22 protein-coding genes are annotated in these 23,644 nt (G+C 64.4%); 6 read left to right on the top strand and 16 right to left on the bottom strand.

Annotation, left to right across the window (positions count from 1 at the left end; translation table 11 throughout):
- Positions 1-51: 51 nt before the first annotated feature.
- From trpA to J7548_RS12845, 14 genes are all read right to left on the bottom strand, one after another.
- Positions 52-849 (bottom strand): tryptophan synthase subunit alpha, encoded by a 798-nt coding sequence (trpA, locus tag J7548_RS12780; RefSeq protein WP_290974991.1) that lies wholly within the window; start codon positions 847-849, stop codon positions 52-54.
- 35 nt (positions 850-884) lie between these two features.
- Positions 885-2,144: a tryptophan synthase subunit beta gene (gene trpB, locus J7548_RS12785; RefSeq protein WP_290974992.1), complete on the bottom strand. Its 1,260-nt coding sequence runs from the start codon at positions 2,142-2,144 to the stop codon at positions 885-887.
- Between the two features lie 25 nt (positions 2,145-2,169).
- Positions 2,170-2,838: a phosphoribosylanthranilate isomerase gene (locus tag J7548_RS12790; protein ID WP_290974993.1), complete on the bottom strand. Its 669-nt coding sequence runs from the start codon at positions 2,836-2,838 to the stop codon at positions 2,170-2,172.
- Between the two features lie 24 nt (positions 2,839-2,862).
- Complete coding sequence (locus J7548_RS12795) at positions 2,863-3,780, bottom strand: tRNA pseudouridine synthase A (protein ID WP_290974994.1); 918 nt, start codon at positions 3,778-3,780, stop codon at positions 2,863-2,865.
- A gap of 124 nt (positions 3,781-3,904) precedes the next feature.
- Positions 3,905-6,547, bottom strand: coding sequence for a FimV/HubP family polar landmark protein (locus J7548_RS12800; RefSeq protein WP_290974995.1), 2,643 nt, complete (start codon positions 6,545-6,547; stop codon positions 3,905-3,907).
- A gap of 316 nt (positions 6,548-6,863) precedes the next feature.
- A complete protein-coding gene (asd, locus tag J7548_RS12805) occupies positions 6,864-7,976 on the bottom strand; it encodes an aspartate-semialdehyde dehydrogenase (RefSeq protein ID WP_290975160.1) in 1,113 nt (370 codons plus the stop codon).
- Positions 7,977-8,087: 111 nt separating this feature from the next.
- The gene (gene leuB / locus J7548_RS12810; protein WP_290974996.1) at positions 8,088-9,158 is read right to left on the bottom strand and encodes a 3-isopropylmalate dehydrogenase; all 1,071 of its coding nucleotides are present in this window, start codon (positions 9,156-9,158) and stop codon (positions 8,088-8,090) included.
- Positions 9,159-9,263: 105 nt separating this feature from the next.
- Complete coding sequence (leuD, locus tag J7548_RS12815) at positions 9,264-9,911, bottom strand: 3-isopropylmalate dehydratase small subunit (RefSeq protein ID WP_290974997.1); 648 nt, start codon at positions 9,909-9,911, stop codon at positions 9,264-9,266.
- A 98-nt stretch (positions 9,912-10,009) separates the two neighbouring features.
- Positions 10,010-10,141: an entericidin A/B family lipoprotein gene (locus J7548_RS12820; RefSeq protein WP_290974998.1), complete on the bottom strand. Its 132-nt coding sequence runs from the start codon at positions 10,139-10,141 to the stop codon at positions 10,010-10,012.
- A 23-nt stretch (positions 10,142-10,164) separates the two neighbouring features.
- On the bottom strand, positions 10,165-11,565 hold the full coding sequence (gene leuC, locus J7548_RS12825) for a 3-isopropylmalate dehydratase large subunit (RefSeq protein WP_290974999.1): 1,401 nt from the start codon (positions 11,563-11,565) through the stop codon (positions 10,165-10,167).
- A gap of 198 nt (positions 11,566-11,763) precedes the next feature.
- Entirely contained in the window at positions 11,764-12,591 is an 828-nt protein-coding gene (locus J7548_RS12830) for a M48 family metallopeptidase (RefSeq protein ID WP_290975000.1), read from the bottom strand.
- 175 nt (positions 12,592-12,766) lie between these two features.
- Positions 12,767-13,855 carry a chorismate synthase gene (gene aroC, locus J7548_RS12835; protein ID WP_290975001.1) on the bottom strand — a complete coding sequence of 363 codons (1,089 nt, stop codon included), beginning with the start codon at positions 13,853-13,855 and terminating at the stop codon, positions 12,767-12,769.
- A gap of 61 nt (positions 13,856-13,916) precedes the next feature.
- Positions 13,917-15,806 carry an MFS transporter gene (locus tag J7548_RS12840; protein ID WP_290975002.1) on the bottom strand — a complete coding sequence of 630 codons (1,890 nt, stop codon included), beginning with the start codon at positions 15,804-15,806 and terminating at the stop codon, positions 13,917-13,919.
- Between the two features lie 102 nt (positions 15,807-15,908).
- Entirely contained in the window at positions 15,909-16,358 is a 450-nt protein-coding gene (locus J7548_RS12845; RefSeq protein WP_290975003.1) for a CBS domain-containing protein, read from the bottom strand.
- Positions 16,359-16,583: 225 nt separating this feature from the next.
- Here J7548_RS12845 and J7548_RS12850 point away from each other — a divergent pair, with 225 nt between their 5' ends.
- Positions 16,584-16,910 carry a DUF962 domain-containing protein gene (locus tag J7548_RS12850; RefSeq protein ID WP_290975004.1) on the top strand — a complete coding sequence of 109 codons (327 nt, stop codon included), beginning with the start codon at positions 16,584-16,586 and terminating at the stop codon, positions 16,908-16,910.
- Between the two features lie 5 nt (positions 16,911-16,915).
- Here J7548_RS12850 and J7548_RS12855 read toward each other — a convergent pair whose 3' ends face one another.
- Positions 16,916-18,262, bottom strand: coding sequence for a YihY family inner membrane protein (locus tag J7548_RS12855; protein ID WP_290975161.1), 1,347 nt, complete (start codon positions 18,260-18,262; stop codon positions 16,916-16,918).
- Between the two features lie 77 nt (positions 18,263-18,339).
- Here J7548_RS12855 and J7548_RS12860 point away from each other — a divergent pair, with 77 nt between their 5' ends.
- The 5 genes from J7548_RS12860 to J7548_RS12880 all read left to right on the top strand — a co-directional run bounded on the left by J7548_RS12860 (position 18,340) and on the right by J7548_RS12880 (position 21,680).
- Positions 18,340-18,582 carry a hypothetical protein gene (locus J7548_RS12860; RefSeq protein ID WP_290975005.1) on the top strand — a complete coding sequence of 81 codons (243 nt, stop codon included), beginning with the start codon at positions 18,340-18,342 and terminating at the stop codon, positions 18,580-18,582.
- An 8-nt stretch (positions 18,583-18,590) separates the two neighbouring features.
- Positions 18,591-19,232 (top strand): NAD(P)H:quinone oxidoreductase, encoded by a 642-nt coding sequence (wrbA, locus tag J7548_RS12865; protein ID WP_290975006.1) that lies wholly within the window; start codon positions 18,591-18,593, stop codon positions 19,230-19,232.
- A complete protein-coding gene (locus tag J7548_RS12870; RefSeq protein WP_290975007.1) occupies positions 19,229-19,633 on the top strand; it encodes a DUF2069 domain-containing protein in 405 nt (134 codons plus the stop codon). Before wrbA ends, J7548_RS12870 begins: the two co-directional genes overlap by 4 nt.
- 63 nt (positions 19,634-19,696) lie before the next feature.
- The gene (locus J7548_RS12875) at positions 19,697-21,103 is read left to right on the top strand and encodes an FAD-binding oxidoreductase (RefSeq protein ID WP_290975008.1); all 1,407 of its coding nucleotides are present in this window, start codon (positions 19,697-19,699) and stop codon (positions 21,101-21,103) included.
- A 103-nt stretch (positions 21,104-21,206) separates the two neighbouring features.
- The gene (locus tag J7548_RS12880; protein WP_290975009.1) at positions 21,207-21,680 is read left to right on the top strand and encodes a DUF4124 domain-containing protein; all 474 of its coding nucleotides are present in this window, start codon (positions 21,207-21,209) and stop codon (positions 21,678-21,680) included.
- Between the two features lie 81 nt (positions 21,681-21,761).
- Here the strand turns inward: J7548_RS12880 and J7548_RS12885 are convergent, their stop codons facing one another.
- On the bottom strand, positions 21,762-23,390 hold the full coding sequence (locus J7548_RS12885; protein WP_290975010.1) for a methyl-accepting chemotaxis protein: 1,629 nt from the start codon (positions 23,388-23,390) through the stop codon (positions 21,762-21,764).
- Between the last annotated feature and the right edge of the window lie 254 nt (positions 23,391-23,644).

Below are 23,644 nucleotides of genomic sequence, written 5' to 3' on the forward strand. Positions count from 1 at the left end.
AAAAGAAAGCCTCCGGGACAAACCGGAGGCTTTCTTCAGGCAGGCAGCGGATCAGGCGTCCAGCGCCTTGCGGATATCGGCCACGAAGGCCTGCACCGCTTCGCAAGCCTTGTTGGGCGGCGTGTTTTCCAGCTCCGAGATGATCCGGCTACCGATCACCACGGCATCCGCCGCCGCGCCCACCGCGCGGGCGGTGGCGCCGTCGCGGATGCCGAAGCCCACGCCGATGGGCAGCTTGACGTGCTTGCGGATGGCCGCGATGCGCTCGGCCACTTCGGCGGTGTCGATGTTGCCGGCGCCGGTCACGCCCTTGAGCGACACGTAGTACGAGAAGCCGCTGCTGACCTTGGCCACCTGGCGGATGCGTTCCTCGGTCGAGGTCGGCGCCAGCAGGAAGATCGGGTCCATGCCGTTGGACTGCATCTTCTGGGCGAAGTCTTCGCATTCCTCGGGCGGATAGTCGACCACGATGGTGCCGTCCACCCCCGCCTCTTTCGCCGCGGCGATGAAGGCATCGACGCCGAAGCGTTCGATTGGGTTGGCGTAGCCCATCAGCACCACCGGGGTGTGGCTGTTGGTCTTGCGGAATTCGCGCACGTAGCCCAGCACGTCGCGGGTGCTGACATTGAACTTGAGCGCGCGCTCGCAGGCGCGCTGGATCACCGGGCCTTCGGCCATCGGGTCGGAGAACGGCACGCCCAGTTCGAGGATATCGACGCCGCCGGCCACCAGCGCGTGCATCAGCGGCACGGTCAGTTCCGGCGCCGGGTCGCCGGCGGTGATGAAGGTGATCAGGGCCTTGCGTTTGTGCTCGGCCAGTTTGGAGAAAGTCGGTTGGATGCGGGACATGTTCTGTTCTTTCGTATGGATGGATTGCCTACGTCTCAGCCCTGGCGCTGCTGCACGGTATGCATATCCTTGTCCCCACGGCCGGACAGGTTGGCCAGCACGATCTTGTCCTTGGGCAGCGTGGCCGCCAGCTTGGCGGCGTAGGCCAGCGCGTGGCTGGACTCCAGCGCCGGGATGATCCCTTCGATGCGGCAGCAGGTATTGAACGCCGCCAGCGCCTCTTCGTCGGTGATGCATTCGTAGGTGGCGCGGCCGCTGTCCTTGAGCCATGCGTGTTCCGGCCCCACGCCCGGGTAGTCGAGGCCGGCCGAGACCGAATGGGTCTCGATGATCTGGCCGTTCTCATCCTGCAGCAGGTAGGTGCGGTTGCCGTGCAAGACGCCCGGCGAACCCAGCGTCAGCGAGGCCGAATGGCGGCCGGTATCGAGGCCGTCGCCGGCCGCTTCCACGCCGACCAGCTTGACGTCCTGGTAATCGATATAGGGGTAGAAGATGCCCATGGCGTTGGAGCCGCCGCCCACCGCCGCCACTACGTAGTCGGGCTGGCGCGAGGCGATCTCTGGCATCTGCACGATGCACTCGTTGCCGATCACCGACTGGAAGTCGCGCACCATCATCGGGTACGGATGCGGGCCGGCCACGGTGCCGATGATGTAGAAGGTCGACTCGACGTTGGTGACCCAGTCGCGCATGGCTTCGTTCAAGGCATCCTTGAGCGTCTTGGAGCCCGACTCCACCGGCACCACCTTGGCGCCCAGCAGGTTCATGCGGTACACGTTCTGCAACTGGCGCTTCACGTCCTCGCTGCCCATGTAGACGATGCACTCCATGCCGAAGCGCGCGCAGATGGTGGCGGTGGCCACGCCGTGCTGGCCGGCGCCGGTCTCGGCGATGATGCGCTTCTTGCCCATGCGCTTGGCCAGCAAGGCCTGGCCGATCACGTTGTTGATCTTGTGGGCGCCGGTGTGGTTCAGGTCTTCGCGCTTGAAGTAGATCTGCGCGCCGCCGGCCAGTTCGGACCAGCGCTTGGCGTGGTAGACCGGGCTCGGGCGGCCGACGAAATGCTTCAGTTCGGTATGGAATTCAGCCAGGAACTGCTCGTCGTGCTGGTAGCGCGCATAGGCGTCGCGCAGCTCATGCAGGGCATGGGTCAGCGTCTCGGCCGCGAAGCTGCCGCCGTAGGGACCGAAGTGGCCGCGCGCGTCCGGCAGGTTGTAAGGCGCCGACTGGTGCAGGGCAGCGGGGGAAATGGCTTGACGCTCGGCGAAGTTGCCGAGCGGATTCAGTTCTTTCATGGAAATCCTCGATTCGGGTTACTGGCTACTTGGGGGTAGCATCCGCCAGACGAACGGCATTGATGAAGGCCTCTATCTTGGCGGCATCCTTGATGCCCTTGGCGGCTTCGACGCCACTGCTGATGTCGACTGCGTAAGGGCGAACGCGCAGCACCGCCTCAGTGGCGTTGTGTACGCTCAAGCCACCACTCAAAACGGCCTGAGGCGCGAGTTCTTCTGGAATGAGAGACCAATCGAAAACCTTTCCGCTGCCGCCGTACTGTTCAACCAGGGTGTCGAGCAGCAGCCCGTTGAACAACGGGCTGGCAGAGCGATATTGAAGCGCATATTCTAGCAAATCCGCGGGCTGTGTAGCGCTGCCGATGCGCGCGGCGCGCATGAAGGGGCGCATCACCGCGGCGGCGATCCCGGCGCATTGCTGCGGCGTCTCGTCGCCGTGGAATTGCAACAACGTCAACGGCACCTGCGCCAGCACTTCCCTCACCTCCTCCACGCTCGGGTTGACGAACAGCCCCACCGTGCTGACGAACGGCGGCACCGTCGCGGCCAACGCGGCGGCCTGCTGCGCCGTCACATAGCGCGGGCTCTTGGGATAAAACACGAAGCCGACGGCGTCGGCCCCGCTGGCGACGGCGGCGGCGACGTCTTCCTTGCGGGTCAGGCCGCAGATCTTGATTCGGGTACGGTGGGTCATGGCAATGCCTATTGCATTAATGTCTCAGAGCCAGGGCCAGGAGCGAATCTCCTGCGGCAAGGCCCAAATATCAGGATAGTCGACCCGCGCCAGGTACAGGCCGTCCGGCATGAAGGTCGGCGCCGCCCGGCTGCGGTCGCGCTGCGCCAGCACCTCGGCGATCCACTCCGGCGGCTTGCCGCCGTTGCCGACGAAGATCAGCGAACCGACGATGTTGCGCACCATGTGGTGCAGGAAAGCGTTAGCTTTCAGGGTGAACACGATCATGTCGCCGTGGCGGCGCACCGTGATGCTTTCCATCCGCCGCACCGGCGACTTGGCCTGGCATTCGACCGCGCGGAAGCTGGTGAAGTCGTGCTCGCCGATCAGGTGCTGCGCGGCCTGGTGCATGCGTTCGGCATCCAGCGGGCGGAACGTCCAGCCGGCTTTGCCGGCCAGCAGCGGCGAGCGCACCGGATGGTTGTACAGCGCGTAATGGTAGGTGCGCGCCACCGCCGAAAAGCGCGAATGGAAACCGAATTGCGTCGGCGCATGCCCCCGATCGGCGCCATGCACTTCGGCCGCCTGCCCGGCGGAGGCGGCAATAGCCGCGTCGTCCACGTACGGCAGTTCGCAGGCCCAGCGCACGGCGATGGCCGGCGGCAGGAAGGCGTTGGTGCCGCGCACCCACGAGAACAGGTCGCGCGCGATGGCGGTGTCGAAATGCACCACTTGCTCCAGCGCATGCACGCCGGCATCGGTGCGGCCGGCGCAGGTGGTGGCGATGCGCTGCAGGGTGAAGCGCTCCAGCGCGGCTTCCAACTGGTCCTGCACCGTCATGCGGTGCGGCTGGGTCTGCCAGCCCTGCCATTGCGAGCCGTCGTACTGCACGCCCAGCACCACGCGACGCAGGCCTGCGCCTTGCTGTGCCGCTGTGCCCGATTGTCCTGATGTATCTGTCATTGCCTTGGTCGGTACTGCGCGCATGCCCCCGCGCGGCAGGGTTGCATGGCTGCAAAAAACAAACGGGCACCTCATCGAGGCGCCCGCGAGATGGAGCTATTGTAATTTGTAATCGGCGGGCCGATCAGCCCAGTTGCGACAACATGTCCTTGGCCCGCGCCACCTGCGCGTCGTTGCCGCCGCGCGTGACTTCTTCCAGCAGCTCGCGCGCGCCTTCCTTGTCGCCGATCTCCTGGTAGGCGGCCGCCAGGTCCAGCTTGGTGGTCATCTCCGCCTCGAACGCCGATTCCTCATCCTCTTCCAGCAGGTTCTCCGACGGCTTGGGCTGCGCCGGCGTTTCCGACGGCAGGTCCAGGTCGAGGTCGGACAGGCTCATGGCCGGCTTGTCCGGAACGCTGTCCAGCAAGGCCGAGGCGGAAGCTGCGGCCGGCAGGATCGGTTCGCCGTCATCCGGCTTGGCGCCGTTTTCCAGGTCCAGGTCGAAATCGATATCCTTGCCCAGGTCCACCGCCGGCATCGCCGCCGAAGGCTGGATCTCGGCGCCCTTGAAGTCGCTGAGGTCGAACTCCATCCCCTGCTCCTGCGGCTCGGGCGCGGCCGGTTCCTCCGGCGTGCCGCCATACAGCGGATTGGTCGGATCCAACTCGAGCCCCAGGCTGGCCGCCTTGGCCCATGCCTCGTTCAGGCCGCCGCTCAACTGGTGCAGGTCGAGGGCGACCTTGTTGAAGTTGTCCACGTCCTGGCGCTTGGCGTAGATCTCCAGCAGCTTGGAATGCAGCGCCTGGCGCTCAGGCTGCGTCTGCAAGGCCAGCTTGAGGATATCCTCGGCCTGCTCGTCGCGGCCGTAGGCGATGTACATGTCGGCCTCGGCGATCGGATCGACCGGGCTTTCCTCCTCGGCAGGGGCGGCGGCTTCCGCTGCCGGCGCCTCTTCTACGGCTGCCGGCTCCGGTTCGCTGACAGCCTCGGCAACCGCTGCGGCCGGGGCTGCCGGCGCAGGTTCAGGGGCATCGGGCTCGGGAGCAGGCTCAGGCTCCGCGGCCGCTTCGGCCACAGGTTCATCGGCCTTCTTCTTGCGGCGGCGCACGGCAACCACGCCCAGCGCCGCCACCAGCAGTGCAACTGCCCCGCCGACGCCCGGGAGGGTGTAGGGATTGGCCAATGCGCGGTCGATGAAACTGGGGGTGACGGCCGACTTGATCGCCTCCGGGGACGGGGGCGCGACCGGAGCGGCAGGCGCAGGGGCCGGGGTCGCCGCCGGTTCGGCCGGTTTCTCTTCAGGCTTGGCCGCGGCTTCCGGCGCCGGGGCGGGTGCCGGGGCTGCCTTGGCGGCATCGGCCGCCTTCTGCTGCTCGCCCAGGTCGGCGAGGGTCTTGTTCTTCATCTCCAGCAGTTTCTGGAGATCGCTGACGTTCTTCTCAAGCTCCTTGACGCGGTCATTGGCCTCGGACAAGGCGCGGTCGGCCGCCGCCTTGTCTTCCTCGGCCGCGCCCGCATTGCCGGTGCTGCCCTTGCGGCCGTTGGCGCGCGACAGCTCCAGCCGGTCCTTCGCCGCTGCCGCGCCGGAACGTTCCTCGACGCGGGTGGTGATCTTGCCGCCGCCACTGCGGCGCTCGGCGCCGGGCTTACCGGCCGGCGCGCTCGCGACCTGCGAGGCCAGCTTGTTGCGGTAGGCGTTGAAGTCCTGGGCCTGCGCCACCACCATGCCGTGCGCTTCATTCTGGTCGACCGCCGACGCCGTCGGCTGGTCGGGAATGGCCAGGATCCGACCGGCGCGCAGGCGGTTGATGTTGTTGCCCATGAACGCATCGGGGTTGGCCCGGTACAGCGCGATCAGCATCTGGTCCAGCGAGACATTGGCCGGCTTGTTGCGCGCGGCGATGCCGGCCAGGGTATCCCCTTGCTTGACGCGGTAATCCGCCGCCTTGCCGCCCGCGTTTGCCGCAGCCGCGCCAGGACGCGCCACTTCGCCCGATGCGGTCTGACCTGCCGCGGCAGGAGGCGCGGCCTCGGGGCTGGCCGATGCCGGCGTGGCTTCCGGAGAAGCCTGCTGGCGACGGATCAATTCCTCGGCCAAGGCTGATGGCGCCGGACGCTGGACAATGGTGGTCGCCGGCTCTTCGCCGCTGACCGGAATCGGTGCTCCCGCAGCCGGGGCCGGCGCTGCGGCTGGCGCTGGTGCTGCTGCCGGGGCCGCTGCTGCGGGCGCCGGAGCAGGCGTTGCCGCCGGTGCCGGCGATGGCGCCTCGGCCTTCGCCGCTTCGCCCTTTGCGGACACTTCGCTCTTCGCCGCCGGCGCGCTTGGGGTCAGCGGCGCCACTTGCGCGTTACGCGGCGCCTTGCTGTCGGCCGGATCGAGCAGGAAAGTGTATTCGCGCACCACTCTCGACGTGCCGGCGGAAAGCTCCAGCAACAGGTCGACGAACGGGTCGCTGACCGGCTGGGAAGAACTGATGCGGATGAAATGGCGCCCCTGGCGCTGTTCGACGGCGAAACTCAGCGACGACAGGATGGCGTTGTAATCGACGTTGGCGCGGCTGAAGGCATCGGCCGAGGCCAGCCTGGCGGAAAGCTTGCCCGCCTCTTCGGCGCTCACCGCGGTGACCTCGATCTCGGCCCGCAACGGCTGGCCCAGGGAGGACAGCACCGTCAGCTTGCCCAGACTGGCGGCGTGCGCGCCCAGCGGGATGGCCAGGGCGAGCGCCAGTACGGCGCTGAGTTTCTTGATCTGGGGCAGGGGAAGCTTCGTGTTCGTGTTCACAGGCATGTTTTATATGGCGTAGAAAAACGTTACGCGACAAACCCGTCACGCTTTTATTGCGTTTCCAATCAATCACCATTGGAAACCGTGTTGGGGCATATCCAGCGCCGCGCCAGGCAGACATGAAAACCTTTTGTTGGCTTTCATGAAATGAATTAGACGCTTGACTTTTATCATCAAGCACTTACACCCGCAAGTGTAACCAAGTTCTCAAGATGAGAAAAACCCGCCGGCAGCCACATGAATGACTGCCGGCGGGTTATTGTTGCAGACTGACAACGGTGTAGGCAAGCCTTATTCGTTCAAGGCCCGCCCCACCTCATCAGTTCAGGTTGCCCAGGATGATGCGCAGCATGCGGCGCAGCGGTTCGGCCGCACCCCACAGCAACTGGTCGCCGATCACGAAGGCCGAGATGTATTCCGGGCCCTGGTTCAGCTTGCGCACGCGGCCCACGCCGATTTCCAGGCCGCCGGTGATGGCCGCCGGAGTCAGCTCCTTGACCGTGACCGGACGCTCGTTCGGCACCCATTTCACCCACTGGTTGCCGGCGCGGATGATGGACTCGATCTCCGACAACGGCAGGTCGCGCTTCAGCTTGATGGTCAGCGCCAGGCTGTGGCAGCGCATCGCGCCGATACGCACGCACAGGCCGTCGACCGGAACGATCTTCTCGTTGCCGAGGATCTTGTTGACTTCGGCCTGGCCCTTCCACTCTTCCTTGGACTGGCCGTTTTCCAGCTGCGCGTCGATCCAGGGGATCAGGCCGCCCGCCAGCGGCGCGCCGAAGAACTCGGTCGGCACGTCTTCGCGGATGGTCTTGGCTACCTTGCGGTCGATGTCCAGGATGGCCGACGAGGGCGTCGCCAGTTCATCGGCCACGGCCGCGTTGATCACGCCCATGCCCTTCAACAGCTCGCGCATGTGGTTGGCGCCGCCGCCGGAAGCGGCCTGGTAGGTCATGGAGCTAACCCACTCGACCAGGCCTTCCTTGAACAGGCCGCCCACGCCCATCAGCAGGATGGAGTTGGTGCAGTTGCCGCCGATGTAGTTCTTCACACCCTTGGCCAGCGCGTCCTTGATGACGTTGTTGTTGACCGGGTCCAGCACGATCACCGCGTCATCCTTCATGCGCAGGGTCGACGCCGCATCGATCCAGTAGCCGTCCCAGCCCGCTGCGCGCAGCTTGGGGAAGATCTCGGTGGTGTAGTCGCCGCCCTGCGCGGTAATAATGATGTCGCATTTTTTCAGCTCATCAATGCTGTTGGCGTCTTTCAGCGTCGTTGCCGTTTTGGCGAACGACGGCGCTTTGCCGCCTGCATTCGAGGTCGAGAAAAATACCGGTTCGATGTGATCGAAATCACCCTCGTCCTGCATGCGCTGCATCAGGACCGAACCCACCATTCCACGCCAGCCAACTAAACCAACCAGTTTCATCATCTTTCCCTATTTAGAACTTCCATGGTGATCAACATGAATTGAACATGATGCCGGAATACCCGGCCCCCGGACCCGTTCGCCCCCGCGCTGCGGAGGCCGGGGAGGTCCTTACCCCAAAGCCTTGACCACGGCGTCGCCCATCTGGACGGTGCTTACCTTGGTGGTGCCCGCTTCATAAATATCGGCGGTGCGCAGGCCTTGCGCAAGCACTTTCTTCACCGCGTTCTCGATACGGTCGGCCTGCTCGGCACGGTTCAAGGAGAAACGCAGCATCATCGCGGCCGACAGGATGGTCGCCAGCGGATTGGCGATGCCCTTGCCGGCGATGTCCGGCGCCGAGCCGTGCGAAGGTTCGTACAGGCCCTTGTTGTTGGCGTCCAGCGAGGCCGACGGCAGCATGCCGATCGAGCCGGTCAGCATCGCGGCGGCGTCGGACAGGATGTCGCCGAACATGTTGCCGGTGACGATCACGTCGAAGTTCTTCGGCGCCTTGACCAGTTGCATCGCGGCATTGTCCACGTACATGTGCGACAGCTCGACCTCCGGGTATTCCTTGCCGACTTCGGTCACGATGTCTTTCCAGAACTGGAAGGTTTCCAGCACGTTGGCCTTGTCCACGCTGCACAGGCGCTTGCCGCGCTTGGCCGCGGCCTGGAAGGCGACGTGGGCGATACGGCGGATTTCCGGTTCCGAATAGCGCATTGTATCGAATCCTTCACGGGCGCCCTTGAACGGGCCGTCCGGCGCTTCGCGCATGCCGCGCGGCTGGCCGAAATAGATGTCGCCGTTGAGTTCGCGCACGATCAGGATGTCGAGGTTGGCGACCAGCTCGGGCTTGAGCGAGGAAGCGCCGGTCAGTTCCGGATAGCAGATCGCCGGACGGAAGTTGGCGAACAGCTGCAGGTGCTTGCGCAGGCCCAGGATCGCCTGCTCGGGGCGCAATGCGCGCTCCAGCTTGTCGTACTTCCAGTCGCCCACGGCGCCGAACAGGATGGCGTCGGCTTCCTTGGCCAGCTTGAGCGTGCCGTCCGGCAGCGGGTGGCCGTGCGCCTCATAGCCGGCGCCGCCGACGGGCGCGGTTTCCATCTCGAACTTTTCACCCAGCGAATTCAGGACGCGCACAGCCTGGTCGACGATTTCGGGACCGATGCCGTCACCCGGCAGGATTGCAATCTTCATGGCACTCTCTCTTTCAGGGATGTTCAGGATTATTCAGGGTTATTTGTCCGGGGCATCAACAACAAGGGCGGTCATCTGACCGCCCTTTGCTGGTTGCCACGATCCTCAGATCGTGTTGCTCAGCCAGGGCTGTTCGTGCAGGCGTTTCTCTTCGTAGGCACGAATGGTATCCGCTTTGCGTAGGGTCAGGCCGATGTCGTCGAAACCGTTCAGCAGGCAGTATTTGCGGAATTCGCTGATGTCGAACGGGAAAGCCTGGCTGCCGTTGGTGGTGGTGACGACCTGCTTTTCCAGGTCGATGACCAGGCGATAGCCGGGGAAAGCCTTCACTTCATTGAACAGGTGGTCGATCTGCTGTTCCGACAGCACGATCGGCAACAAGCCGTTCTTGTAGCAGTTGTTGAAGAAGATATCGGCGAAGCTGGGCGCGATCACGGCGCGGAAGCCGTATTGGTCCAGCGCCCATGGCGCGTGTTCGCGCGAGGAGCCGCAGCCGAAGTTCTTGCGCGCCAGCAGGATCGAGGCGCCCTGGTAGCGTTCCTGGTTCAGCACGAAGTCCGGGTTCAGCGGGCGCTTGGAATTGTCCATGCCCGGCTCGCCGTGGTCGAGATAGCGCCATTCGTCGAACAGGTTGGGGCCGAAGCCGCTGCGCTTGATCGACTTCAGGAACTGCTTCGGGATGATCGCATCGGTGTCGACGTTGGCGCGATCCAGGGGCGCAACCAAACCTTCGTGGACGATAAATTTATTCATGGCCTTGAGTCGGCGCGGTAAACGATAAACCGCCGCGCCCTTCCTATTTCCTGTTCGAAAACTGCCGGTCGGCCATCACGGCCGGACCGGTTTCCTGATTACTTCTTGCTGGCGTCCTGCATCTTTTCGCCGACATGCTGCACATCCTTGCCGAAGCCGTCGATGGTATTGCAACCGGCCAGCGAACCCAGCGCGGCGACCAGCAGGAACAGAGTGGAGATTTTTTTCATGGTTTTTTCTCTCAATGACAAGATTACAGGGAACGCACATCCACGAAGTGCCCCGCGATGCCGGCCGCGGCAGCCATCGCCGGACTCACCAGATGGGTACGGCCGCCGGCGCCCTGGCGGCCTTCGAAGTTGCGGTTCGAGGTCGAGGCGCAGCGCTCGCCCGGTTCCAGGCGGTCGGCGTTCATGGCCAGGCACATCGAGCAGCCCGGTTCGCGCCATTCGAAGCCGGCGTCCTTGAAAATCTTGTCCAGGCCTTCGCGCTCGGCCTGCTCCTTGACCAGGCCGGAGCCCGGTACCACCATCGCCAGCTTGACGTTGGAAGCACGGAACTTGCCGCGCACCACCGATGCCGCCTCGCGCAGGTCTTCGATGCGCGAGTTGGTGCAGGAGCCGATGAACACCTTGTCGATGCGGATATCTTCGATCGGCGTGTTGGGCTTCAAGGCCATGTAGGCCAGCGCCTTTTCCATGCCGTCGCGCTTGGTCGGGTCCTTTTCCTTGTCGGGATCCGGCACGCGCGCATCGATCGACACCACCATCTCGGGCGAGGTACCCCAGGTGACTTGCGGCTTGATGTCGGCGGCGTTGAGCTGGACCACCATGTCAAACTTCGCGCCCGGATCGGAATGCAGCGAGCGCCAGTAGGAGACGGCGCGTTCCCAGTGCGGGCCGGCGGGCGAATACGGACGGCCCTTCAGGTAGTTCATCGTGGTGTCGTCGAAGGCCACCATGCCGGCGCGCGCGCCCGCTTCGATGGCCATGTTGCACACCGTCATGCGGCCTTCCATCGACAGCGAGCGGATGGTCGAGCCGGCGAATTCGATGGCGTAGCCGGTGCCGCCGGCGGTGCCGATCTTGCCGATCACGGCCAGCACGATGTCCTTGGCGGTGACGCCGGCCGGCAGCGCGCCGTCGACCTGCACCAGCATGGACTTGGACTTGCGCGCCAGCAGCGTCTGCGTGGCCAGCACGTGCTCCACCTCGGAGGTGCCGATGCCGTGCGCCAGCGCGGCGAAGGCGCCGTGGGTCGAGGTGTGCGAGTCGCCGCAGACCACCGTCATGCCCGGCAGCGTGGCGCCCTGTTCAGGGCCGATCACGTGCACGATGCCCTGGCGCTTGTCGTTCATGCCGAAATACGTCAGGTTGTATTCCTTGGCGTTGCCGTCCAGGGTCTCGACCTGCAGGCGCGAGATGGGGTCGGCAATGCCGTGCGCCCGGTCGGAGGTCGGGACATTGTGGTCCGCCACCATCAGGTTGGCCGAATTACGCCAGGGCTGGCGGCCGGCCAGCTTCAATCCTTCGAAGGCTTGCGGGCTGGTCACCTCGTGAAGCAGATGGCGGTCGATATACAGGATGGCGGTGCCGTCATCTTCCGTATGAACGACATGCGACTCCCAGAGTTTGTCGTAAAGCGTCTTGAGCATGTTGCAGTCCTGCAAAGGGCACTGATCGTTGAAAATAGCATTTGATTATGCCATAAAGCGATAGGTCTTACCCTTCCCCCGGTATTTTTCGGTGCGTCGCAACAACGGCTAATTATGCTACGAAGCAGCAATAAAAACGCAGAAGAAACGGTACCAGTCCGATTTTTTAGTGACTAAGGGCATACGCGGCACAATCGCTCAACGCCCCTTGCGAGCCTGCTGATACAGAGGATCGACGCGTTGCGCGTACACCGTCAGGTCGGCGATGCGATCAGCGCTGGAGGGGTGGGTCGACATGAACTTCATCGGCTCCTCTCCGCCCAGTTTCGACATCTTCTGCCACAGGGTCACCGCCGCCTTGGGATCGTAACCGGCGCGCGCGGCCAGCTCGACGCCGATGCGGTCGGCCTCGGTTTCATTGGCGCGCGAATTGGGCAGCCCCATCAAACCCATATAGGCATATTGGGCGCCCTGCTGGCCGACATCGCCGATGCCCAGCAAGGCCGCGCCGATGGAGATGGCCGAATTGGCCACCGCCTGCTGCGAAGCGCGCTCGCGCGCATGCTCGCGCAAGGCGTGGGCGATCTCGTGCCCCATGACCGCCGCCAGTTCGTCATCGGTGATCTTGAGCTGCTCGATCAGGCCGCTATAGACCGCGATCTTCCCGCCCGGCATGCACCAGGCGTTGGTCTCGTCCGAAGTCAACACGTTGACTTCCCATTTCCATTGCAAGGCATCCGGGCGGAACACGCCGGTCTGCGGAATCAGGCGATTGGCGATGGTTTTCACCCGCTGCGTCTGCGCGGCATTGCGGTTGAGCAGCCCCTTGGCCTTGGCTTGCGCCAGCACCTGCGCGTATTCCTTGCTGGCCGACGCGTCCATTTCCTGCGCCGACACCAGCATCTGCTGCTTGCGGTCGATGCCGACGGCGCCGCCCTGGGTGGTCTGCACCGTTTCGCACGCCACCAGCCCTGCCAGCGCCACGGCCAGCAGACTGTTTTTCAATATTGGTTTGATGAGCGCCATACCCGCCTCCATGAGATTCGATTTTTTGATATCGGCAAGCGATTCACGCCGCGATGATACCGCTTTACCTGAGATTTCAGACGCGCGGTTCGACTGGATGCATGCGCAAATGGTTCGCGCAAAACAAAGCCGGCGGTCGCATGGCGACGGCCGGCTTGTTTCCGCTAAAAAACGCTCAGCGCAATTGCGGCGTATCGACCTTGACGTCGCCGCATTGCGCGCGATGGCGCAGCGCGTGGTCCATCAGCACCAGCGCCAGCATGGCCTCGGCAATGGGCGTGGCGCGGATGCCCACGCAGGGATCGTGGCGGCCGAAGGTTTCTACCGCGATCGGGTTGCCCGTCTTGTCGATCGACGGGCGCGGGGTGCGGATGCTGGAAGTCGGCTTGATGGCGATCGAAGCCGTGATGTCCTGGCCGGTGGAAATGCCGCCCAGCACGCCGCCGGAATTATTGCCGACGAAGCCTTGCGGCGTGAGCGCGTCGCCATGCTCGGAGCCCTTCTGCGCCACCGAACGGAAACCGGCGCCGATCTCCACGCCCTTGACCGCGTTGATGCCCATCAGCGCATAGGCGATCTCGGCATCGAGCTTGTCGTACAGCGGTTCGCCCAGGCCGACCGGCACGTTCTGCGCCACCACGTCGATGCGCGCGCCAATGGAGTCGCCCTCCTTGCGCAAGGCGTCCATGTACTCTTCCAGCTTCGGCACGATGCCGGCATTGGCGGCGAAAAATGCGTTGTTGGGCACATGCTCCCAGGATTCGAACGGGATCGCGATCTCGCCCAGCTGGCTCATGCAGCCCTTGAAGGTAGTGCCGTATTTCTCGAACAGCCACTTCTTGGCGATGGCCGCCGCGCCCACCACCGGCGCCGTCAGGCGCGCCGACGAGCGGCCGCCGCCGCGCGGGTCGCGGATGCCGTACTTGTGCCAGTAGGTGTAGTCGGCGTGGCCGGGGCGGAAGGTATCGAGGATATTGCCGTAGTCCTTGCTGCGCTGGTCCTGGTTGCGGATCAGCAGCGCGATCGGCGTGCCGGTGGTCTTGCCCTCGAACACGCCGGACAGGATCTCGACCGTATCCGGCTCCTGGCGCTGCGTCACATGGCGCGAGGTGCCCGGGCGGCGGCGATCCAGCTCGGGCTGGATGTCGGCCTCGGACAGCGCCATCCCCGGCGGGCAGCCATCGATCACGCAGCCGATGGCCGGGCCGTGGGATTCGCCGAAAGTGGTAACCGTGAAGAGAGTGCCGAAGGTATTGCCGGACATGATGGGATTCGCGCTAGGACTGGGAAAAAGGCGATTTTACCAGTCCGGCGCGCACCTGTTCCTATTTCCACTCGCCGCGCAGCTGCCGCACCTTCTCCTGCAGCAACTCCGGCGTCGCCTGCTCCGCCGGCACCGCCTCGCCCACCACCAGTTCCAGCCGCGAGTACAGCCCGCGCTTGAAGGAGCGCGCGAAGGGATTGCTGGTATCGCGCGAGAGCAAGCTGCCCCACAAGCCGCGCAAAGCCATCGGCAACACCGGCACCGGGGTGCGGGCGAGGATCTTCTGCACGCCGCCGCGGAAGGGATTGATCTCGCCGTCGCTGGTCAGCTTGCCTTCCGGGAAGATGCAGACCAGTTCGCCCTCGTGCAGCGCCTGGGCGATATCCACGAAGGCCTTCTCGGTCAGCCACGGATCCTCCTTGACCGGCGCGATCGGGATCGCGCGGGCGGTACGGAACACCCAGGACAAGACCGGGATCTTGAAGATGCGGTGGTCCATCACGAAACGGATCGGGCGCGGGCTGGCCGCCATAATGACGATGGCGTCGACGTAGCTGACGTGGTTGCATACGATCACGCCGGCGCCTTGTTCGGTGATGGCGTGGCCGTTGGCGATGCGCACGCGGTAGAAGGTATGGATCAGCAGCCAGGCCAAAAAGCGCATCAGGAATTCCGGCACCAGCGAGAAGATATAGATCGCCACCAGCGCATTCAGGACCGCGGTGGCGAGGAATATCTCGGGAATCGTCAGGCCCGCTTTCAGCAGCGCCATCGCCACCAGTGCCGCCACCACCATGAACAGCGCGTTCATGATGTTCATGCCGGCGATGGTGCGAGAAACGTGGGCCGGGTCGCAGCGGGTCTGGATCAGCGCGAACAGCGGCACGATGTAGAGGCCGCCGAAGACGCCGATGCCCAGGCAATCGGCCAGGATGCGCCAGCTCCCGCCCTGCGCCAGGAACCCGGCGACATCAACCGCCGCGCCCGGCGCCGCATAGCCGCGGCTGGCCAGGTATAGCTCCACGCCGAACACCGACAGGCCGATGGAGCCGAACGGCACCAGGCCGATTTCCACCTTGTGGCCGGACAAGCGTTCGCACAGCAGCGAACCGGCGCCGATGCCGACCGAGAACACCGCCAGCAGCAGCACGAACACGCTGTGGTCGCCATGCAGGTAATTCTTGGCGTAGAGCGGGAACTGCGCCAGCACGATGGCGCCGTAGAACCAGAACCAGGAATTGCCCAGCAACGACAGGAATACCGGACGGTTGCGGCGCGAAAAACCGAGGTTGCGCACGGTCTCGGTGAACGGATTCCAGTTGACCTTGAGTTCCGGCGCCGGCGCCGGCGAATGCGGAATGCCCAGGCTGGCCAGCCAGCCGAGCACGGCGATGCCCAGCGTCACCCCGGCCACCAGTTGCAGCCCCCAGGGCTTGTGCACGACCAGCACCGCGCCCAGGATTTCGCCCAGCAGGATGCCGACGAAGGTGCCCATTTCGATCACGCCGTTGCCGCCGATCAGCTCCTCGCGCTTCAACTGCTGCGGCAGGTAAGCGTACTTGACCGGCCCGAAAATGGTCGAGTGGATGCCCATGCCGACCACCGCCGCCACCAGCAGCCAGAGGTGATGGGTCATCCAGCCGTACGCGGCCACGGCCATGATCGCGATTTCCAGCAGCTTGACGAAGCGCGCCACGCGCCCCTTCTCCAGCTTGTCGGCCAACTGCCCGGCGGTGGCCGAGAACAGGAAGAACGGCAGGATGAACAGGCCCGGGATCAGGTTGTTGAGCAGGCCGGTATCCATCCCGGTCCACGACAACGCGTCGTAGGTCAGGATGGTCAGCAGCGCGGTCTTGAAGACGTTGTCGTTGAGCGCCCCCAGGAACTGGGTCCAGAAGAACGGGGCGAAACGCCGCTGGGCCAACAAGGCGAACTGGTTATTCTTTTGCATGGACAAATCGGTGCGTTGATCGGATGGAATGCCGCGGACAATAAAAAAACCGCTCCCGGAGGAACGGTCTTCATGCGGCGCGATGGCCCTGCGCTGCAGGCATCAGTTCTCTTCGTGCTCTGCCGGCCAGTCGCGGATGTAGGCCTTCAGCATCTTGTTCTCGAAGCCTTGCGCATCCAGCACCGCCTTGGCCACGTCGTAGAAGGACATCACGCCCAGCAAGGTGCGCGCTTCCATCACCGGCACATAGCGCGCGTGCTTTTCCAGCATGATGCGGCGCACTTCGTTGAGGTCGGTGTCGGGCGTGACGGTAATGGGCGCATCGTTCATGTGCTTGCGCACGGTCGACGAACCGAGCGAACCGCCGCCTTGGTGCAGCGTCAGCAATACCTCGCGGAAGGTCAGCATGCCGACCAGGTCGCCGTATTCCATCACCACCAGGGAACCGATGTCTTTCTCAGCCATCGCGGCGACCGCCTCCTGAATCGGGGTGTCGGGCGTAACGGTGAACAGGATGTTGCCTTTGACCTTAAGGATTTCAGAGACTTTCATGGTGTCATCCTAAATTTATAGTGTGCTGTTTTGACTGTAGCCGATGGTGCCTGAAAAATCCAATTCATCCAGGCAACATGCAAATGGCTGTGCACGCCCGTGGCGTAATTGACATGGTACGGGCAAGGGCGCGGTTTCGGCAACCGGCAATCGCGCTGCTTTGCAACTATTTCATTGAATCCCGGAGACGCGCTGGCTAAGCTGAAAGCATCGGGACTTAGGGAGATGAACGTGTCCACTGCACTGCCCAAACGGGAATATGCCAGCTTCGCCGATTTCTATCCGACATACCTGAGCGAACACTCGCATCGAGTCAACCGCCAACTGCACTTCCTCGGATCGACGCTGGCCCTGCTGAGTCTGATGCTGCTGCTGGTCACCCACCAATGGTGGTGGCTGCCGGTCGCCGTCCTGTGCGGCTACGGCTTCGCCTGGATCGGCCATTTCATGGTCGAGAAAAACCAGCCGGCCACCTTCCGCCACCCGCTCTACTCGTTCCTCGGCGACTGGACCATGTACTGGCAAATGCTGACCGGGCAGATCTCGTTCTGAACCGTTCAGCGCTCCCACATCTTGCGCCGCTGCTCCAGCGGCACTGGAGCATAGGGCTCGGACGCGACGGCCGCCGCGCGCTCTTGCCGCCCCGCTTCCGGTGCATTGCAATATTCCTCCAGCGACTGGTCGAGCGCGGCATCGGCCGCCGCTTCCACCCGGGATGCCAGCACACCCTCCTCGCCGGTATGGATCAGCACCGACGAGTCGAAGACGAACAGGCGGTACACCTGCGCCAGCTTCAGCACGGCCGGATTGGCGACCAGCGCCCAGCGGTCCATGCCGTCGATGATGCGCTTGTTCCATGAAGCCTTGCGGGAGACTTCCGGCCGGATCGACGCCACCCAGCCCGCTTCTTCCATCTTGCGCAGCAAGTCCTGCAATTCGCCCAGGCCCAGCCGGGTGGCGCGCCTGACTTCGCCCATGTCAACCACGGCGGTCTCTTCGCCCGTACGGGCGAGATACAGGAACTTGAGGATCTTGACCGCATCGATGAATTCCGCCCCCGGCGAGGACACATGCCACCAGCGCTCATAGCGCACCACCGGCAGCGCCGCCGTCAGCAGCGCCCCCAGCAGCGTGATCATCCACATCATGTAGATCCACAGCAGGAAGATCGGCAGCACCGCCACCGCGCCGTACACCATGGTGTAGGTCGGGAACTTGAGGATATACACCGCGAACAGCCGCTTGGCGATTTCCACGCCGATCGCCGCCACCAGGCCGCCGGCCAGCGCGTCGCGCCAGTCCACGGTGCGGTTGGGCACCGTGCTGTAGAGCAGCGTATAGGCCACCGTCGACAGCAGCAGCGACACCAGCGTATAGAAGCTCGCGCCCAGCCAGGGCAGGCTCTTGACCGCGCCGCCGGTGGCGGTGGAGAGGTACGACGTGACGCTGATCGAGACCCCGATCAGCAGCGGCCCCAGCGTGATGATGGCCCAGTACACCAGCACCCGCTGCACCAGCGGGCGCGACTTCTTGACGCGCCAGATCTGGTTGAACACGCTTTCGATGGTCGACATGGTCATGACCGAAGTCAGGATCAGCGCTACCGCGCCCAGCGCCGACAGGCGCGCCGACTTCGAGGCGAACTGGTTGAGGTAGCCGAGGATGGTGTTGGCCACGCCCTTGGGCATCAGGTGTTCGACGAAGTAGGCTTCCAGCGCGGCGCGGAAGGTGGAAAACAGCGGGAAAGCGGTAAACAGCGCCAGCGCGATCGTCAGCATCGGCACTAGCGAGAGGATGGTGGTGAAGGTCAGGCTGCCGGCCACTTGCGGCAGGCGATCCTCGCCCAGCCGGCGGGCGGCGAAGCGGAACAGGTTGAGCAATTGCTGACGGGTCAGGCCACGCATACGGGACAAGGAAAAACGCAAGGGAGACATCAAATCAATTCACTTCAAATGCAAGGAGCGCAAGGAGACCCCGGCGCATGCCTTCTGGTTCCTCCGCTGCCGCATCCCGCCAACCGCGCATGGACAGCGGCTGCCGGGCCGTGCGGGAAGGCACCGAAATTCCGATTATCCCCAATATTTCTTCATTTTCCGAACTTTTAGTGAAAAGTTTTCAGCAGATGGCGCGTCGCATGTTCGACGCGCACACTTTCCACCAGAGCTTGAACGACCGGGAAACGCCACCTCCTCCAGGATGGCAAGCGAAACAAACGGAAATATAATAAGCCGCATGAACACCGCCCATTCCTCCGCCGCTCCCGCCTCTTCCGCCAACGCCACCGTCCTGGTGCTGTACTACTCGCGCCACGGCGCCACCCGCAAACTGGCCGAGCTGATCGCCCAGGGCGTGGAAAGCGTGCCGGGCTGCGATGCGCGCCTGCGCACGGTGCCGGCGGTATCGACGGTGGCCGAAGCGGTGGAGCCGGATGTGCCCGCCAGCGGCGCGCCCTACGTGGAAGCCGCCGACCTGGAACAGTGCGACGGCCTGGCGCTGGGTTCGCCCACGCGTTTCGGCAACATGGCCTCGGCCATGAAATACTTCTGGGACGGCACCGCGCCGCAATGGCTTTCCGGCACGCTGTCGGGCAAGCCGGCCGCGGTCTTCACCTCCACCGGCAGCATGCACGGCGGCCAGGAATCGACCCTGCTGTCGATGATGATTCCCTTGCTGCACCACGGCATGCTGATCCTCGGCCTGCCCTATACGCACCCCGAACTGATGAACACCAAAAGCGGCGGCACCCCTTACGGCGCCAGCCACTGGGCCGGCGTCAACGGCAACCAGCCGCTGTCGGACGACTCGCGCGCCCTGGCCATCGCGCTGGGCAAACGGCTGGCCGAAACCGCCAAACAATTACGGAGACCATCATGAGCAGCCCGCAGGCACCCTATGCACGCTATTTCCATGCTGGCGCCATCGCCAGCCTGATTGCCCTGATCCTGCTGTGCGTGGCGTGGGAACTGGTGCTGGCGCCGCTGCGTCCGGGCGGCTCCTGGATGGTGCTCAAGGTGATCCCCCTGCTGCTGCCGCTACGCGGCGTGCTCAAACGCGACGTCTACACCATGCAATGGTCGTCGATGCTGATCCTGGTCTACCTGGCCGAGGGCCTGGTGCGCGCCACCAGCGACGCCGCGCACATGTCGGTGCTGCTGGGATGGGCCGAAGCCGGACTGTCGTGCGCCTACTTCCTGTGCGCCCTGCTCTACCTGCGCCCGTTCAAAAAGGCCGCCCGGGAAATCGCCCGCCAGGCGATCCGGAAGGCATCCCAATAAGCCACGTCCGCCCGTTTTCCCGCGCCGCCATCGGGCGCGGATTCCATTTGCCCGCACCGCGCCATGAATGAATTCCTGCAAGCCTGCCGCGCCGCCATCGGCGCGGCGCATGTCCTCACCGAAAGCGGCGACACCGCCGGCTACCTGACCGACCAGCGCGGCCGTTTCACCGGCCGCGCGGTAGCGGTATTGCGTCCGGCGAACACCTCCGAGGTGGCCGCCGTCGTCAAGCTGTGCGAGCAATATCGCGTGCCGCTGGTGCCGCAAGGCGGCAACACCGGCCTGGTGCTGGGCAGCGTGCCCGACCAGCAAGGCAACGCCGCGGTGCTGTCATTGAAGCGCCTGAACCGCGTGCGCGCCGTCGATCCGGTCAACAACACCATGACGGTCGAGGCCGGCTGCATCCTGCAGCACGTGCAGCAGGAAGCGGCCGCAGCCGGCCGGCTGTTCCCGCTGTCGCTGGCCGCCGAAGGCAGCTGCACTATCGGCGGCAACCTCTCCACCAACGCCGGCGGCACCGGCGTGCTGCGCTATGGCAATACGCGCGAGCTGTGCCTGGGACTGGAAGTGGTCACGGCGCAAGGCGAGGTGATGAGCAGCCTGCGCGGCCTGCGCAAGGACAACACCGGCTACGACCTGCGCGACCTGTTCATCGGCGCCGAGGGAACGCTGGGCGTGATCACGGCGGCGGTACTCAAGCTGTTCCCGCAGCCGCGCGCGCAAGTCACCGCGCTGGCGGCGCTGAAGACGCCGGCCCAGGCGCTGCAATTGCTGAACCTGGCGCAATCGCAGTGCGGAGCGGCGCTGACCGGCTTCGAGCTGATGTCGGACTTTTGCCTGCAACTGGTGTGCAAGCACTTCCCCGACCAGCGCCTGCCCTTCAGCCAGCGCCACGCCCAATACGTGCTGCTGGAATTGTCGGACAGCGAATCGGAAGAACACGCCCGCGCCATGTTCGAAGCGGTCATCGGCAGCGCGCTGGAACAGGAATTGATCGACGATGCCGTCATCGCCTCATCGATCGCGCAATCGAAAGCGCTGTGGCAATTGCGTGAAAACATTTCGATGGCCCAGGCCCATGAAGGCAAGAACATCAAGCACGACATCTCGGTGCCGATCTCGCGCATCGCCGAATTCATCGATGTCACCGACAGGCTGCTGCAGCAGGCTTCGCCCGCCTGCCGCATGGTGACCTTCGGCCATCTCGGCGACGGCAACCTGCATTACAACGTCTCGCCGCCGGCCGGCATGGCCGATACCGACTTCATCCTGCAACAGCAGGCCATCAACCTGGTGGTGCATGACAGCGTCGACCGCTTCGGCGGCTCCATCTCGGCCGAACACGGGCTGGGCGCGCTCAAGCGCGAAGAAATCACGCGCTACAAGTCGCCGGTCGAACTTAAGCTGATGCGCGCCATCAAAACCGCGCTGGATCCGCACAACCTGATGAATCCGGGCAAGGTCATCTGACCGGCCGCGGCAAGACGACCGGGAGCGGCAGGGAAACAGGCGCGCGCCATCCGTGGCGCGCATTTCCCTTGCTTGCCGCATGCCGCTCCCGATCGGCCTTCCCATGCCCTTGCATCGCTCCCGCCTTTCGCCCACCTTCGCCGCATCGGTAGCGGCGCTGCTGCTGGCCTGCTTCGCGCCGGCCACAGCGGCTGCCATCTACAAATGCACTGATGCCGCCGGCCATTCCGCCTACAGCGACCAGCCTTGCGCCGATGCGCAGGAACTCAAGCCGCCGCCGCTGCCGCTTGTTCCCGCGCTAAAACCGGCGCCGCCTAATTCCAGACAGGCCGAGCAACACACGGTGCCAACGCGCGAACGCCAACAGCCGCGCGCCGAAGCCGCGCAAAAGAAGGCCTGCGCCAAGCTGGCCTTGCGCCGCCGCTGGGCCGAACAGGACCTGCAGCAAGCGCGCAGCCTGCCCCTGCGGCCCAATGACAAGCGGCTGGAAAACGCCCAGCGCAAAGCCCGGCGCGCCGACGAACAATACCGGCTCGAATGCGGCGGCCATGATCCTGACACGGACCTGCCGCGATAAAAATAAAGGGCGGAGGCCAATCCGGCCATCCGCCCCAAGTTCCCCCTCCGGAATTCGTGCGTATGCCTGCGGCGTGCGGCGCTACGGCAACCGCGCCTGTGCGGGCGTGACGTCGATGACATGAGGCGCGGCCTGGATTCTCGAAGCCGCTTCGCCCCGCAGGTTGAATACGCTGACCAGTTGCGACAGCTTGGCAGCCTGCTCCTGCATCGACTGCGCAGCCGCCGCGGCCTGTTCCACCAGGGCGGCATTCTGCTGGGTGTTCTCATCCATTTGCGTAATGGCGCGATTGACTTCCTCGATGCCGGTGCTCTGCTCCTGGCTGGCCGCGGTGATCTCGGCCATCACATCGGTCACGCGGCGCACGCTGGCGACGACTTCGTCCATGGTCTGCCCGGCTTGCGCCACCAGCTGGCTGCCCGTGCCCACCTTCTCCACCGAATCGTCGATCAGGCCCTTGATCTCCTTGGCCGCCGCCGCCGAACGCTGGGCCAGCGAGCGCACTTCCGACGCCACTACCGCGAAGCCGCGGCCCTGTTCGCCGGCGCGCGCCGCTTCCACCGCCGCGTTCAGCGCCAGGATATTGGTCTGGAACGCGATGCCGTCGATCACGCTGATGATGTCGACGATCTTGCGCGAGGAGTCGTTGATCGAAGCCATCGTCTGCACCACCTGGTTGACCACCACGCCGCCCTGCTCGGCCACCTGCGAAGCCGACGCCGCCAGCTGGTTGGCCTGGCGCGCGTTGTCGGCGTTCTGCTTGACGGTGGAAGTCAGCTCTTCCATCGCCGAGGCGGTTTCCTCCAGCGAGCCGGCCTGCTGCTCGGTACGCGCCGACAGGTCGAGGTTGCCGTTGGCGATTTCGGAAGAGGCGGTATTGATCGTCTCGGTGCCGATGCGCACGTTGCTGACGATATTGCGCAAGCTGGAATTCATATCCTGCAGGGCTTGCAGCAACTGGCCGGCCTCATCCTTGCTCTTGACGACGATCTCGGCCGACAAGTCGCCCTGTGCCACCTGGCGCGACACCGTCACGGCGGTATTGAGCGGGCGCGTGATGCCGACCGTCAGGAACCAGGCGCAAGCCACGCCGAAAGCCAGCACCAGCGCCTCCAGCACACCCAGCAATACCGCGCTCTGCTGGGCGATACGTTCATTGCGGACCGCCAGCTCGTCGAGCGCCTTGCGCTGCAGGTTCATCAGCGCCTCCACCCCTTCCTGGTAGGCCTTGGCCGCCGGCAGGTAATCCTTTTCCAGGGCGTTCTTGATCATTTCCTGGTCCGGATTGTCCTTGGCCTTTTCCTTGTAGATCACGTCGCGCGTGGAGAGATATTGCTTGCGCAGGGTGCCGGTGATTTTGGCGAGCAGTTGCTTTTCCTCTTCGCTCGTCACCAGTGCTTCGACCTTCTTCTGCAGTTCGGTGGAGACGCGCGTGGCTTCATCGGTCTCCGGCTTGAAGAACGCCGACAGCGAAGGGTCGCTGCTCTTGGCCACCGCGGTGGCGCGGCGGATGCCGCTGTAGGTATTGCGGTACCAGTCCGAGATGTAGCGTTCCTTGGCGATGGGCTTGTCCATCATCAGCTGGGTCGCATCGGCCAGGGTCTGCAGGCGCCAGATGCCGATGCCGGTGATGGCCACCGACAGGCCGAGGATGATTGCGAAACCCAGCGCCAGGCGCTTGCCTATTTTCATATTGCCGATGATATTCATGGTCTCCTCCATCCTTGGCCGGTAGTTGGTAGTTGCCGGCACGCATCGTTTTCCGTTCTTGCAGCCGCCCGCATGGGCGCAGGCAATCCCGTCCCGGCAAGCGCGGGACTCTCGATGCCATCTTGCATCAAGCCCGTCAAAGCGATCGCTGGAATAACCGGCCGTGCACCCGCCAATTTGGCGGATGCAAAACCCCGCGCGGCAGCGCGGGCTGCGGGGTTGAGGAGTTACATATGGAAGCGGTGGGAAATGCG

The sequence above is a fragment of the Herbaspirillum sp. genome (genome assembly GCF_017744395.1).
Taxonomy (GTDB): domain Bacteria; phylum Pseudomonadota; class Gammaproteobacteria; order Burkholderiales; family Burkholderiaceae_D; genus Herbaspirillum.